We start from the raw sequence: 15,437 nt of genomic DNA, 5'->3' as shown, positions 1-15,437 counted from the left end.
AAAATCAAATAATCACTATAAAGATCAAGCATATCCATTTAATTCCCTCCCTAAAATTAAGGGCGGAATTCTAATGCTTTTTAGTCAAACTACAAGTTTATGTGCGTAACATGAGTTATTATAACAACCGAAGACCGCACCAGTCTTTTGGATACATCACACCAGCGAGCATGTATTTTGGACACAGCCCACAAGTATGAGCCCCGTGTGTCATGGCTTACCCACAGGGTCCACAGGCCTATCCGAGACGATGAAAGCTCTCCTGGCCTATGGACTTGTGGATAAGCCATTCTGAGAGTAAGGTGAATGAACTAACAAACCGGGAATAGCTCTTATTTTTCCTGAATTTTGTTCCAGATCCCCGGACCTAGCTAAAATCATGATAAAAAAAAGTATCATGGTTAAGATGGGCTTGGCATTTTCCATAAAGGATTTCAAAACATAGTATTCGGCGCAAAGCAAATAGCTGCCAAGAAGCATAAAAGTAGAGGCAACAGGAGTAACCCATAACATGTAAATTGCTAAATGATAAGAAGTTATATCTTTCCAATTCCACCAATGCAATACATGCATTATTCCAATACTAAGCCCACCAATTAACAGGCAAATAAAAAAAGAATAGCGAACTAATTTTACATTCCATTCAATAAAGGATTTAAGTTTTAGAGTTCGCTTATCTTGTAGATAGGAACTAATGAATCTCACGGTAGATGAATTGGTACCCAAAAGAGCTAAAGAGGAAGTAAGTGCTAAGATTTTAAGGGCGATACTAAAATCACCATAGCGCTCAGCACTTAAATGTTGTGAGAGCACAATGTTCATTATATATTTCATAACATAACCGAACACCGCTATCACTAATAAGTAGATGAACAGCAATTTTTTATTAGCGAATTCCTTGCTCATAATATTAATACTCTCCTTTCTCTTTTGAAGTATAGATAGGAAAGAATACACATGCACAACGAATCAATTAAATATTAGATACCCTATTAGGCTCATAAAGTACTGCATTTTTATGAACCTAATTGTTTTAAATACCATCAATAAGCGTTCTACGCTAGTCATTAGGCGTGGCAACCAATCCCATCATAGCCCACTACCTTGCAGTCACTAAAAGAAGATTGATCCAACTTATACCTAAGCTCGCCGTAATAAGCATAAATCGCCCCATTTTTGGCTTGAACCACGCGTGGATGCTGATAACTCTCTTCTGAAGCACAGGCATCGGTAATTTTTGTCCATAGTACCTTATCGATATGCACTTGCTGGGTTATTGCTTTCATGGTCCCCTTCGCACAATCTTTGTTTGTTAGAGCTGTAAGTTTTGGAGCGGTAAATAAAAACTCATAATCATCTAAAGTAGCTTTAACTGCGTGCTCAGCATCTAAAATTCCATGCCCACAAGGCTTCTTCCCGACACAAGATTTGTTAGAATCAGTGCTAGTACCAAAATCATGGGTAGTCGTATAGAGGATTTGCTCTACTTTTTCAGCAGTTAAGGTTTTGGAGCTCGCATCAAATACTAAGCCTGCTACGCCTGCAACATGAGGTGTTGCCATACTCGTGCCTTGATAAAAATCAAAACCTGAACCATTGTAGCCACCACCAGGATTTACGGTCGATAAAATACCTCCTGCAACACCATAGCGCTTATCTCCTCCAGGTGCGGCAAAACTTACACTAGGTCCATAATTAGAAAAATAGGAACGTAAACCTTCAGGACCTGTTGAGGCAACTTTAATGGTACCATTACATACCGCAGGTGCATTCAAATGCTCCCATACATTGTCATTCCCCGCAGCAACAGCAAGAACAGCACCCTTTTTGCGGGCAAAAAACACAGCTTCTTGTAAAGCCTCATCACAATAATCAATTTCGCGTCCCGGTTCTAAATCCACTCCAAAGCTCATATTTAATACTTTAGCCGGATGTATATTTTCAGGAACTCTCGGGACTGAGGAACCTACTGACCAATAAATACCATTAATCACTGCACTTTCGTAGAACATACCATTCGCGTTTGGAATTTTAACGGTGAGAATTTTTAAATCTTCTCCCATACCGGTCATTACACTCCCGTAACCTGCGATTGTTCCTGCTACATGTGTGCCATGATAAGAACCAGTTTCATCAGCGATATTGTTATTATTATCGGCAAAATTCCAACCCCATACATTGCCTTCTTTATCTTTTACCAGATTATTGATTAAACTATCATTTAAAGCGGTACCAGTATCTAAAACCGCCACCACAACCGGTTTCTTTTTCGTTTTTCCCGTAGTATAGGCCCACGCACCATCCCTTAAGCCAGGTTTAGATTCAAGCATTATTCCAGAAGGACGAGTAAATTCATCCCATTGCGTGTCATGAGATAATAGATTACTCAATTCAGGATTTATTTTAGGTTCAGGGAGAGGTTTAAAATGTCCTACTCTGTCTTTTACCGCGTATTGAACATTAGGATCTTGACGTAATTTTGCTAAAATAGGTGTTAATAATTCATCTTGTGTAGCTAATGATGCGGTGGGGGCTGTTAAAATTAAAGAATAAGCACCATTAGCCATGGGTGATAAGACACGGACAGGTAAATGGGTAGATGAAGCAATTTGCGACTTTAACGAGGCACTAGTTATACTTGGCGTTTTATATTTGATAATTATTCTAATATCACTTTTGGCATCAGCAAATACCGCTTGCGTTACTGCGAAAAGGCCCAAAGCAAGAACTACTGATTTACAACGCATACTTCAATCTCCTTATTTATAAGTAATACGACAAAAGGCAGTATGCAGGAGAACCCTACTAAACTCAATGATCACGGGGTTAGTTTTAAAATTAAATGATTAGCTTCATTACTATCAGAGACAGGGGTGCATCTATTAGAGATGCACCCTACTTTATTGTAAGGCCCTGAACTAAGAGCATAAGGAAGAAACTTCAAAAACAGGGGGCTAGTAAATCATCCTTTTTAGTAACGGTAATGGTCCGGCTTATAGGGGCCATTTTTAGCCACTCCAATATATTCAGCTTGTTCATCGGTTAATTGGGTAAGTTTAACCCCAATGCGTTCCAAATGTAAGCGCGCTACTTTTTCGTCTAATTTTTTAGGTAATACATAGACTTCATGTTTATATTTTTTGGGATTTTGAAATAATTCGATTTGCGCCAACACTTGATTGCTAAAAGAAGAAGACATGACAAAACTGGGATGCCCTGTAGCACAACCTAAATTCACCAACCGTCCCTCTGCTAAAATTATTAATCGTTTTCCATCGGGAAAAATCACATGATCCACTTGGGGTTTAATGTTTTCCCATTTATATTGTCTTAAGCTGTTAATATCGATTTCTGAATCGAAATGGCCGATGTTGCACAAAATGGCTTGGTGACGCATACGTTTCATATGCTCATGGGTAACAACATGGTAATTACCTGTAGCCGTCACAATAATATCTACCTGCTCGGCTACCTCGTCCAAAGTAACAACCCGATAACCTTCCATTGCAGCTTGTAGAGCGCAAATGGGATCGATTTCGGCGATTAATACCGAAGCACCTTGTCCTCTTAATGCTTGCGCACAGCCTTTACCCACATCACCATAACCTAAAATTAAAGCCACCTTACCCGCGATCATCACGTCAGTGGCGCGTTTTAATCCATCTAATAAGGACTCACGACAACCGTATAAATTATCAAACTTAGACTTAGTCACTGAATCATTAACATTAATAGCAGGCATTTTAAGCAGACCGTGTTTGGCCATTTCATATAAGCGCGCAACTCCCGTAGTTGTTTCTTCCGAAACCCCTTTAATTCCTGCTAATAGTTCTGGGTATTTTTCATGAAGAATTTGAGTTAAATCCCCTCCATCATCTAGAAGCATATTAGGAGTCCAGCCATTAGGGCCTTTTATCGTTTGCTCAACGCACCACCAATATTCCCCTTCGGTTTCCCCCTTCCAGGCAAATACCGGAATGCTTCTTGCAGCAATTGCAGCCGCAGCATGATCTTGAGTCGAAAAAATATTACAAGAAGACCAACGAACTTCGGCACCTAAGGCTAATAAGGTTTCAATTAAAACAGCGGTTTGTATTGTCATGTGCAAACACCCCGCAATCCGCGCACCTTTTAATGGTTGTGAGGCTGAGAATTCTGCTCTTAAGGCCATTAAACCAGGCATTTCACTTTCAGCAATGGCTATTTCCTTTCGCCCCCAATTAGCGAGTGAAGGATCGGCTATTTTACAATCACTAAAAAAATTTTTCTGCATCGTATCGCTAGCTGTATTCATTTAAAATCCTTATCAAACCATGTAAGAATCAGTATAAGATAGAGCGAAATTTAATGCCATTTATTTTGCAGGAAGAAGACCTTGGTAAGCAAACTATAATGTTGATGAGGTAGGTTTTTACGTACTAAGAAGCACAATCTAAAATAAGAATACGACTTATCTCAAGAGGAGTATAAACAATCTAAATATGGATTTGCCAAAGCTCTCAACAATGCTCCAAGAGCTCTGGCTAAAGTAATTATAAGGCTTTTTTCAACTCATCCACTTTATCTAGGCGCTCCCAAGGGAATTCCTCTCGACCATAATGACCATAAGTTGCGGTTTGACGGTAAATAGGTCGCAATAGATCTAAATGATCAATGATGCCTTGCGGAGTTAAGTCAAAGTGGGCTTGAATTAATTCAATAATTTCATTGCTTTGCAAATGACCTGTGCCAAAGGTTTCAACAAAAATAGAAGTGGGTTCTGCAACACCAATTGCATAAGAAACTTGAATTTCACATTTATCCGCTAAACCAGCAGCAACTATATTTTTTGCTACATAACGAGCCGCGTAAGCAGCCGAGCGATCTACTTTTGAAGGATCCTTACCAGAAAAACAACCGCCACCATGACGGGCCATACCGCCATAAGTATCAACAATAATTTTGCGCCCAGTTAAACCGCAATCACCTAAAGGACCTCCAATAACAAAACGTCCAGTTGGGTTAATAAAGTAGCGTGTTTTCGCAGTTAACCAATCAGCAGGTAACACGGCTTTAATAATTTCCTCTTTAACGGCTTCAATTAAATCTTCTTGGGCTATATCCGGTGAATGTTGGGTAGAAAACACAACGGTATCTACTTCAACTGGCACACCATTTTCATATTTTAAGGTCAGCTGTGATTTTGCATCGGGACGTAACCAAGATAAAGCTTCTGATTTACGCAGGCTGGCTTGTTTTTCCATTAAACGATGCGCATAGGCAATAGGAGCTGGCATAAATACATCAGTTTCTCTACTGGCATAACCAAACATCAATCCTTGATCACCGGCACCTAGAATTTTAGTTTTTTTATTGTCAACGCCTTGGGCAATATCAGGAGATTGTTTGCCAATGGCCGATAAAACAGCACAAGATTTCCAATCAAAACCCATTTGCGAACTATTGTAACCAATATCCTTAATGACATGGCGGGTGATATCTTCCACATCAATATTAGCTTTAGTGGTGATTTCTCCGCCCACTAATACCATACTCGTTTTAACTAACACTTCACAGGCAACTCGAGCATGAGGATCTTGCTCTAAAATAGCATCTAAAATGGCATCTGAAATTTGATCTGCTATCTTATCAGGATGTCCTTCAGATACAGATTCAGAAGTAAAAACATAGCCTTCATTCATTATTTAGCCTCATTGGTTATCTTAGTACTGAACTGCACTAACTCATTAATGTTATAAACTCATCGAACATAATTTCCATATCATGCGGCCCAGGGCTAGCCTCAGGATGACCTTGAAAACCCAATGCTGGTTTGTTGATATGACGAATGCCTTGCAAACTCTTATCAAATAAAGAGCGGTGAGTAATTTTTAAGGTGTCAGGTAAATTGTGCTCATCTACTTCAAAACCATGATTCTGACTCGTAATAAAAACGCGTTGCTTACCTTCTGTTTCTACTACAGGATGATTAGAACCATGATGCCCAAATTTCATTTTCTTAGTAGTACCGCCACAAGCTAAAGCTAAAAGCTGAAAACCTAAGCAGATACCAAAAATAGGAATATTATTTTCTAAAAGCTCTTGGGTCGCTTTAATTGCATAAGTACAAGCTTCAGGATCACCGGGGCCATTGGATAGAAAGACGCCGTTAGGATTCATCGCTAACACTTCTGCCGCAGGAGTTTGCGCCGGAACTAAGGTCAAGTGACAACCCTTATCATGTAGAATTTTAAGAATATTGTGTTTTACCCCAAAATCATAAACTACTACATGAAATTGGTGCGGTTGCGAGTCTTTTCCCCAATCGCCACGTCCTTCATGCCAGCGCTCAATTGCTTGACGGGACACTTCAGCGGCTAAGTCCATACCTTGTAATCCCGCAAAAGCCTTAGCCTTGGCAATTATTTTTTTAGGGTCTGCGACCTCAGTACTAATGCAAGCCCCCAAAGCTCCATTTTCGCGAAGCTTCAGGGTTAAAGCACGCGTATCTATACCGGCAATGGCTACGATACCATTCTTCTTTAACCAGTCACCTAGAGATTGCTCAGAGCGATAATTACTCGATATAGGAGAATACTCTCTCATTACTAAACCTGCGGCCCATACTTTGTTTGACTCCATATCCTCACTATTACAGCCCGTATTACCAACGTGGGCTGTAGTGAGAGTAATAATTTGTCGGGTATAAGATGGGTCGGTTAACATTTCCTGATAACCGGTCATTGAGGTATTAAAAACTAACTCACCAACACTATCTCCTTGAGCGCCAACAGATATTCCTTCGTAAATTGTTCCATCAGCTAAAGCTAAAATTGCAGGTTTATTAATCATCATACTCTACACATCACATACAAGCGGGGCTTGTTAGAAAAAGATGTCCCAAGTGTACCTCAAAATTTCATGTCTTCAAAAAACTTTTTTACACCAGCAAACCAGGAAGTAGAGCGAGGTGAGTGATTTGCTTTCGCATTTTCTAAAGAATCGTGTAATTGGGTTAATAATTCTTTTTGTTCGCGTGATAAATTGACTGGGGTTTCTACAACCACCTTGCACAATAAATCACCTTGCCCGTGGCCTCGTACTGATTTCATTCCTTTACCCCGTAAACGAAATACTTTATCCGTTTGTGTTTCCGCAGGAATTTTAAGAGTTACACGCCCCTCTAGAGTAGGAACTTCAATCGAGCCACCTAAAGCCGCCACTATGAAACTAATAGGCACTTCACAATGTAAGTCATTGTCGTGGCGAGTAAAGATACTATGTTGTTTTACGTTAATTTGTACATAAAGGTCACCTTGCCCACCGCCATAGGAACCGGCTTCACCTTCACCAGTTAGACGAACCCGATCACCATTATCAACACCAGCAGGTATTTTGACTGTTAATTTTTTACTTTCTCGTACTCGACCATTACCATGGCAAGAAGTACAGGGATCAGTGACAATACTTCCCTCTCCATGACAACTGGGGCAAGTCTGTTGAATAGAAAAGAACCCTTGTTGAATACGAACCTGTCCCATACCATTGCATGTTTCACAACTCTTTGGGCTAGTGCCTTTTTTAGCTCCAGTACCATTACAGCTAGTACAGCTACCATGTCTAGGCACCGTTATCTCAACTTCTTTTCCAGTAGCCGCCTCTTCAAGTGTTAATTGAATATTAAACTGTAAATCGGCGCCTCGATGGGCTCTTGATTGACGACCACCTCGTCCGCCCGAAAAGATATTTTCAAAAATATCTTCAAAAACATCACCAAAGCCCCCAAAACCGCCTCCAAATCCGCCTCCTCCCATAGAGGGGTCGACACCGGCGTGACCAAATTGATCGTAGGCTGCTCGTTTTTTCTGATCGGATAAAATAGCATAAGCCTGTTGGACTTCTTTGAATTTCTCTTCGGCAGAGGCATCATCGGGATTACGATCAGGATGGTACTTCATAGCTAATTTTCGGTAAGCCTTTTTAATTTCACCCTCATCAGCAGTGCGATTTACATTTAAAACTTCATAATAATCCCGTTGGCTCATAACTGCTCACAATCTATAAATACCTGTAACAAATAGTTGATTTTGCTACAGCAAACAAACAATGGGACGATATTCATCGTCCCTCCTAAAATACCAAATAAAGAGGGTATCAACCTAGAAGAGTTGCAAGGTCGAAACCACTCTAAGAGACTAATTATCGTTTATCGTCTTCTTTAACTTCTTCAAACTCAGCGTCTACCACACTTTCGTCAGCAGGTTTTGCAGACTCCTGTTGATGAGCGCCGGCATCTGGTTGCTGTGCTTGACCTTCTGCTGATTTTTTCGCATAAACACGCTCAGCCATTTTAGCAGACGCATCACTTAATACTTTTAATTTATCTTCGATTTGAGCTTTATCAGTACCTTGAATCGCTTCTTTTAACTCGCTAATTGCAGATTCAATACCTTTTTTCTCATCGTCAGATAATTCAGCTGCTAGATCTTTCATTGATTTTTCACAACTATGGATCATGCTGTCAGCTTGGTTACGTAAGTCAGCCATTTCTTTGAATTTTTTATCTTCTTCGGAATGAGCTTTCGCATCTTTAACCATTGCATCTATCTCTTCATCACTTAAACCACTTGAAGCTTTGATAACGATAGATTGAGCTTTTCCTGTTGCTTTATCTTTTGCAGATACGTTTAGAATACCATTCGCATCAATATCAAAGGTTACTTCAATTTGTGGTACTCCGCGTGGTGCAGGAGGAATGTCTCCTAAATCAAAACGACCTAAGGATTTATTAGCCGATGCTTGTTCACGCTCACCTTGTAAAACATGAACTGTTACCGCAGTTTGATTATCATCAGCAGTAGAAAAGACTTGGTTAGCTTTGGTAGGAATAGTGGTGTTTTTATCTATTAATTTAGTCATTATCCCACCCATAGTTTCAATACCTAAAGACAATGGAGTAACGTCTAATAAAAGAATATCTTTAACTTCACCAGATAATACTGCTGCTTGAATAGCCGCACCAACCGCAACTGCCTCATCAGGGTTAACGTCTTTACGTGGCTCTTTGCCAAAAAACTCTTCTACAGTTTTTTGGACTAAAGGCATACGGGTTTGACCACCAACTAAAATCACTTCGTTGATTTTGGAAACGTTTAAACCAGCGTCTTTTAATGCTGTTTTAACAGGCTCAATGGTACGCTCTACTAATTTTTCCACTAAAGACTCTAATTTGGCACGTGTTAATTTGATATTTAAGTGCTTAGGACCAGTAGCATCAGCCGTGATATAAGGTAGGTTAACATCGGTTTGTTGCGCAGAAGACAATTCAATTTTTGCTTTTTCTGCAGCGTCTTTTAATCGTTGTAATGCCAAGGGGTCATTATGCAAATCAATACCAGAATCTTTTTTGAACTCAGCCGCTAAGTATTCAATTAAAGCTAAGTCAAAGTCCTCTCCACCTAAGAAAGTATCACCATTAGTTGCTAATACTTCAAACTGATGTTCGCCATCTACCTCAGCAATTTCAATAATTGAAATATCGAAAGTACCGCCACCTAAGTCATACACAGCGATTATTGAATCTCCACGTTTCTTATCCATTCCATACGCGAGAGCTGCAGCGGTAGGCTCGTTAATAATACGTTTTACTTCAAGACCGGCGATACGGCCAGCATCTTTCGTAGCCTGGCGTTGAGAATCGTTGAAATAAGCAGGAACAGTAATTACTGCTTCTTTAACTTCTTCGCCTAAATAATCTTCTGCAGTTTTTTTCATCTTACGTAGTACTTCAGCAGAAACTTGAGGAGGCGCTTTTTCTTGATCTTTAACGCGAACCCAAGCATCACCATTATCTGCTTTAATGATTTTGTAAGGAACCATTTTAATATCTTTTTGAACAACTGCGTCATCAAACTTACGGCCAATAAGTCGCTTAATAGCAAACAAAGTTTTTTCAGGATTAGTCACTGATTGACGTTTAGCAGATTGACCAACTAAAGTTTCATTGTCGTCTGTAAATGCTACGATTGAAGGCGTAGTTCTATGACCTTCACTATTTTCAATTACTTTGGGTTTATCCCCTTCCATTACAGCAACACATGAGTTAGTAGTACCCAAGTCTATTCCTATAATTTTAGCCATTCTTTTTGTGCTCCAAATTAGTTAATTCTTAAAACAATGAAATTTATATGGGGACACCGTCCCCTTATTTCAAGTTATATCTTTGAAAAAAGGTATTAATTATTTTTAGCCACTACTACACGAGCAGGTCTTATGATGCGATCGCTTAATTTATAGCCCTTTTGGAAAACAGCAATAACCGTATTGGGCGCTACATCAGCGGCTGGTTGCATAGCCATTGCTTCGTGTTGTTGCGGATCAAAAATCTCCCCAATCGGGTCAAGCATAGTCACATCAAATTTCTGTAATACGTCGACAAAGAGCTTCATGGTAAGCTCCAGGCCTTCGTGCATTGCGGTATCGCCGCCTTTTTCAGCAAGTTGCAAGGCTTGCTCTAAACTATCAACGATAGGTAGTAAAGCAGAGATTAATTTTTCTGCGCCGTATTTGTGTGCGTTAGCAACTTCACGTTCCATGCGCCGACGTACATTATCTAATTCCGCCACTGCTCGTACTGATTTTTCCCAATTTTCATGCGCTTTTTGCTCAGCAAGGGTTAATTTTTCTTCTAATTCAGCGTAATTCGGATGATCTAAGGCAGCCTCAGTTGCCTCTTCTTCATCTACTAAAGAATCCTCTTCATCCAGCAGCTCATTGTCTAATTGCTCTTCGAAATTGTCTTTAAATTTGCCCCAATCTTTTTTGTCTTCTTTGGTCATTAAAATTCTCCTTGCTAATTTGACCCTATCAGATGGGGTAGGTTTATAAAATTTCAAGAGCTGATTAATAAATAAGTTATTCCCATCTGCGACAATATCGATTAAATTAAACTGTTGACGCTTGCGATAGATGTCCATTTATTGCATACTCAGTATTAAAAATAACAATTGGATTCACTATGCACAGCTGGTCTTTAAACTCTTGGCAACAATATCCGTACTTACAAGCAGCAACTTATGCCGATCAAGATCAATTAAATAAGATAGTTGAGCAATTAAGCCTCCTACCTCCTTTAGTAACCAGTGGTGAGGTAAAGCGTTTAAAGCATGAAATAGCCCGCGCCGGCCGTGGTGACGCTTTTATCCTACAAGGGGGGGATTGTGCAGAATCCTTTAATGACTGCCGCTCTGATATCATCAGTAATAAATTAAAAATTTTATTACAAATGAGTTTGATTTTATTATATGGTTTACATAAACCCATCATCCGTATAGGCCGAATTGCGGGACAATATGCTAAACCCCGCTCCTCAGACTTCGAAACTATTGATGGAGTTACCTTACCTAGCTATCGTGGAGATATAGTCAACTCGCCAGAGTTTAGCGCGAGCGCACGCGAACCTAATTCCAAACTTTTATTACAAGCGTACAGTTGTTCGGCTATGACCTTAAACTTTATACGCGCCTTATTAGAAGGCGGCTTTGCTGATTTACATCATCCCCAGTTATGGGATTTAAGTTTTGTAGAGCATTCTCCGCAAAAGAAAGAATATCAAACTATCGTGAAATCCATAGAAGATGCTTTAGAATTTTTAGAAGCGATCAATGGGGTTAGAGCCAGCAACATCAACAAAGTCGATTTCTATACTTCTCATGAAGCCTTGCATCTTCATTATGAACAAGCCTTAACCCGCCAAATACACGGAAAATGGTATAATTTATCCACTCATTTACCCTGGGTGGGTATGCGAACAGCGCAATTAGATAGCGCTCATTTAGAGTTTTTTCGTGGTATTGAAAATCCCTTAGGAATTAAAATAGGCCCCGCAGCTTCTCCCGAATGGCTGACTGAAGTATTACACCAAATGAATCCTCAAAAGGAAGAGGGGAAAATTTTATTATTCACCCGTTTAGGTGCACAACAGATTGAACGTTTACTACCACCGCTAATTACTGCCGTGCAAAAAACGAATATCCCGGTTACTTGGTCTTGCGATCCCATGCATGGAAATACAGAAACCACAGCAGATGGAACGAAAACCAGGCATTTCGATAATATATTGCAAGAATTGCGTTTGGCAGTAGAAATACATCGCTCAATGAATAGTTATTTAGGTGGAGTACATTTCGAGCTCACGGGTGATAATGTCACTGAATGTATTGGTGGTGCCCGTGGCTTAGATGCGAAAGATCTGAAAACAGCTTACCATAGTTTGGTGGATCCAAGACTAAATTATGAGCAGTCTTTAGAAATGGCTATTCAATTAAGTCGTCAATTTAAAGAGAACAAATAAATCCAAACTCAAAATGCGAATATACCTCTTGCAGATAAGGTTTAATCAGGATGAGTTTCTCTTAAATTTGATAACGTAGCCTATTCTATGATTGGTCGAATTGCTCCTCCTCATCTGCAAGGTCTTCTTAGGGATACTTGGATGATGTTTCAGGGGTTTCTGCTGTCATAGCACACTATTTTTCTGACTTAATGGTGAAGTCAGAATCGACAAGTTTCCCATTAAGTAATCCAGACTACCTTCATGCTTTTAATAAATTAGCTTATTAAAATACATTGCCAAGAGGAGATTTATTTAAAACTGACTCAGACCAAAAACTGCTCCATATACAGATTAAGCCAACTACTCAACAGCTCAGATCACCCCTTACATCACCTCTTCTTAGAAAGCATCCAATATCAGCAAAGGTTTATCCAACACCTTATATTAACTTACAATCAACGCACACTGCTCTTCGCATTAAGCTCATTTTCTAGTAGCCGACTCTCCAAGCTTGGCTTTGACCTTATAAATACTATCCTAGCCTTTACTCATGGCTACTTTATTGACGAGAAAGTACAGGTCAACAAGATACCATTAAATTTAAAATCACTCTTTAAGCAAAAAATAGACGAAAAATCTTTTACGCTGAGTAAAAACGCATCCCTCACTTTATTGTTTAAACCACAAAGCTCAAATCAACCAATTCTCTTTGAAAATCTGAAACATAGGATAGCTAGCGACTTTTGACCATCATTAGACAAATATGCCATTTGCTACGCTTCGCTTAGCATGCATCATAACCAGTAATTTAATCGACGTCCGTATTCTATTGCAAAAAGCTCTTTCACTTGCTCCCATAGATAATCAGAGATTTTACCTTGACTGGTTCTGGTTTCTCGCCAGTGCCCGAATGCCGCTATAACAGATTCAAGCTTATCAACTGCTTTATTCATGAAGGTTGCCTCTTGGATATTATCGAGGCTACAGCTTAGCTAACGCTGCTGTCGATGATCACGAAGATTGGCCGAAACCTCAGGTTTAAACCGCCACCTATACAACTGGAAATTTTAGCTTCCCTGTAAAGACTTACAAGTGAACGCTAAATTACGCAAATAACGCCAAAACTGACTCTGGAGGCCGCCCTATCCTTGCTTGATTTTTGTAGGTAACAATCGGTCTTTGCATAAGAACAGGGTGGGTGGACATGGCCGAAAATAATTCCTCTTTTCGCTCTAAAGAAAGATTTAAATCGTTAAAGAGCTGCTCATTACTACGGACAAAATCTTTAAGATCAAAATAAAGACTTAAATCCTTTAATTCCTTTAGATTGAGAGGCGTTTTTAAGTACTCCACAATGAGAGGTTGATATCCTCTACTTTGTAGCAAATCTAAAGTTTGGCGTGATTTCGAGCATCTTGGATTGTGATAAATAATAAGCTTATCCATATTGTTCTATTGCTAAAGGTAAATAAGCTAATTATACCTGTATTCTGTTTAGCTTCAATTTAACAATTTAGGAGGCCTAGCCTCCTGCAAAAATCTAAGGTGTGACTGAAGGCCCAATTCTTACCGAACTTAATATTTCCTCTTGGAGCTCAGCAAATTTTTTCGCATACAATTTTTCTTTTTCTTTGGCGTTCTTCCTACAGACCGCCTTTTCCTCGGGGTCCATCCTTAACAAGAGTTGTACATAGTCCTCGTTGACCGTACTAGTTCCCTCAATAAAAGTAGAGTTCAAAGTACCTTTACTTACCAAAGCAATTAATTTAGGGCTAACATAAGGGCTTGAACTAGAAAAAAATGAATGTGATAAGCCCGAGTATGTTTTTGCTGCTGCTTGTCTTTCAAAATCACTGAGTAAGGAGTTCATCATAGTAAGAAAATGGTGGAGCCCCTGGATTGGATTTAACTCCCCTACTGCTACCTTTTGCAAAATTTTGATGCATTGAGGCCGGCAAATGCTTTCTAAAATATCATCAAAGGCGTTAACAAAAGGAGGTAATTCTACTGTGGAGTTAAGACTTTCTAAAAGATGGGTACCAGAAAGTAAGCTGCGGCGCCCTGTTTTTTTATAAATAGTTTGATCAAGCAAAGCAGGGGTAAAGCTACTATGGCAGGCTTGAGTTAAATTAGTATCATCATCTAGTGTACGCCCGCGCCCGTGTTGTAAGCTAGTATGCCCTTCTATAGGTATAATATTGGTACGATAATAAGCTACCAGGGTATAAAAGAATAGGTCCACCCGGCGATTAGCATGCTCAACAATATATTTTTCTGACATAGCAAGAAGCGCAGAAAGACTCTTATGTTTTTCGCTTAACTCCTCTGTTGAATAAGGTGACGATAAAGCGCTAGTGAAATTATCCTCATAATCAAAACGCAAGCGTTTTCGGCTAAAACGACGCTCTTCCTTTTTTAATCTGGAAAAAAATTGTGCTGGGGATGCAGACGTTTTTGGAAAAAAATCAGTCTTTGGAGTTGGGGGTAGTTTAGATCTTGTTGAGAGAGTAGCTATAAGTGTGGCGATACGGGTTGGCAGTTGAGTGCTGGATAGTTGTGTTGTGGTACTTGGTACTGTAGGAATTAAAGTGGGAGTGGCCAGTTTTTGTAAGGTTGTTCTAACTGTAAGCGCTCGTAGCATGTTCCCTCCTTGAATTGTTGATGCAATTAATGTGCTAAATTTTTTCCATGTAATTGTTATCAAGACAATAAGAAAATATTATGGGCCAAGCCTCCTTTTTTTAGTGAATTTGTATTTTTTATTACATTACCTAGATTTAGGGCAAAATTCAATAATAATGTGTTGCTAGGAAAATAAATTGATTAGTGCTGGCCTATTATTAAATTGATTTGTTTTAATAATCCGCTTAGCGTCTCATTAGTAACTTGCGAGGAGGCGCGAATTAATTCTTGTCTCACTAATTTAAGTTTTCCTTGTGCATTTTTTATCACCGTAAAATAAAATGGGGGGACGGTTAGATCTGGGGGTAAAAAAGATGAGGTGTGATATAGGCGCGGATTTTTAGACGAAAAAAAGGTATTTTTAAGAGCTATTCTTCTAATATAAGAGGGGAATAGAATGACCAAAAAGCGAAATTATTACACTGCATCAAAAAAATCAAAA

General features: G+C 39.4%; 12 protein-coding genes. 1 reads left to right on the top strand and 11 read right to left on the bottom strand.

Annotated features, from left to right (window positions below; genetic code table 11):
• Positions 1-267: 267 nt before the first annotated feature.
• The 8 genes from ELY15_RS08730 to grpE form a co-directional block, all read right to left on the bottom strand.
• Positions 268-906 carry an oligosaccharide flippase family protein gene (locus tag ELY15_RS08730; protein WP_127099283.1) on the bottom strand — a complete coding sequence of 213 codons (639 nt, stop codon included), beginning with the start codon at positions 904-906 and terminating at the stop codon, positions 268-270.
• A gap of 161 nt (positions 907-1,067) precedes the next feature.
• Entirely contained in the window at positions 1,068-2,747 is a 1,680-nt protein-coding gene (locus ELY15_RS08725; RefSeq protein ID WP_127099282.1) for a S8 family serine peptidase, read from the bottom strand.
• Positions 2,748-2,971: 224 nt separating this feature from the next.
• Positions 2,972-4,294 carry an adenosylhomocysteinase gene (ahcY, locus tag ELY15_RS08720; RefSeq protein WP_127099281.1) on the bottom strand — a complete coding sequence of 441 codons (1,323 nt, stop codon included), beginning with the start codon at positions 4,292-4,294 and terminating at the stop codon, positions 2,972-2,974.
• Between the two features lie 238 nt (positions 4,295-4,532).
• Complete coding sequence (gene metK / locus ELY15_RS08715; RefSeq protein ID WP_127099280.1) at positions 4,533-5,681, bottom strand: methionine adenosyltransferase; 1,149 nt, start codon at positions 5,679-5,681, stop codon at positions 4,533-4,535.
• A gap of 37 nt (positions 5,682-5,718) precedes the next feature.
• Positions 5,719-6,831: a glutamine-hydrolyzing carbamoyl-phosphate synthase small subunit gene (carA, locus tag ELY15_RS08710; protein ID WP_127099284.1), complete on the bottom strand. Its 1,113-nt coding sequence runs from the start codon at positions 6,829-6,831 to the stop codon at positions 5,719-5,721.
• Positions 6,832-6,890: 59 nt separating this feature from the next.
• Positions 6,891-8,024 (bottom strand): molecular chaperone DnaJ, encoded by a 1,134-nt coding sequence (gene dnaJ, locus ELY15_RS08705; RefSeq protein ID WP_127099279.1) that lies wholly within the window; start codon positions 8,022-8,024, stop codon positions 6,891-6,893.
• A 154-nt stretch (positions 8,025-8,178) separates the two neighbouring features.
• The gene (gene dnaK, locus ELY15_RS08700; protein WP_127099278.1) at positions 8,179-10,119 is read right to left on the bottom strand and encodes a molecular chaperone DnaK; all 1,941 of its coding nucleotides are present in this window, start codon (positions 10,117-10,119) and stop codon (positions 8,179-8,181) included.
• Positions 10,120-10,214: 95 nt separating this feature from the next.
• Positions 10,215-10,817: a nucleotide exchange factor GrpE gene (gene grpE, locus ELY15_RS08695; protein WP_127099277.1), complete on the bottom strand. Its 603-nt coding sequence runs from the start codon at positions 10,815-10,817 to the stop codon at positions 10,215-10,217.
• 179 nt (positions 10,818-10,996) lie between these two features.
• Here grpE and ELY15_RS08690 point away from each other — a divergent pair, with 179 nt between their 5' ends.
• Positions 10,997-12,331 carry a 3-deoxy-7-phosphoheptulonate synthase class II gene (locus tag ELY15_RS08690; RefSeq protein WP_127099276.1) on the top strand — a complete coding sequence of 445 codons (1,335 nt, stop codon included), beginning with the start codon at positions 10,997-10,999 and terminating at the stop codon, positions 12,329-12,331.
• A 776-nt stretch (positions 12,332-13,107) separates the two neighbouring features.
• On the opposite strand, the gene ELY15_RS16370 is transcribed toward ELY15_RS08690, so the two are convergent.
• From ELY15_RS16370 to ELY15_RS08680, 3 genes are all read right to left on the bottom strand, one after another.
• Positions 13,108-13,266, bottom strand: coding sequence for a hypothetical protein (locus ELY15_RS16370; RefSeq protein ID WP_199744193.1), 159 nt, complete (start codon positions 13,264-13,266; stop codon positions 13,108-13,110).
• A gap of 151 nt (positions 13,267-13,417) precedes the next feature.
• On the bottom strand, positions 13,418-13,759 hold the full coding sequence (arsC, locus tag ELY15_RS08685) for an arsenate reductase (glutaredoxin) (RefSeq protein WP_127099275.1): 342 nt from the start codon (positions 13,757-13,759) through the stop codon (positions 13,418-13,420).
• Positions 13,760-13,853: 94 nt separating this feature from the next.
• On the bottom strand, positions 13,854-14,954 hold the full coding sequence (locus tag ELY15_RS08680) for a hypothetical protein (RefSeq protein WP_127099274.1): 1,101 nt from the start codon (positions 14,952-14,954) through the stop codon (positions 13,854-13,856).
• Positions 14,955-15,437: the final 483 nt, after the last annotated feature.

This window comes from Legionella sp. km772, assembly GCF_003989735.1.
In the GTDB taxonomy this organism is placed as follows: domain Bacteria; phylum Pseudomonadota; class Gammaproteobacteria; order Legionellales; family Legionellaceae; genus Legionella.
Note: the sequence above shows the minus strand (reverse complement) of the source record. Positions and strands in the feature narration are given on the sequence as shown.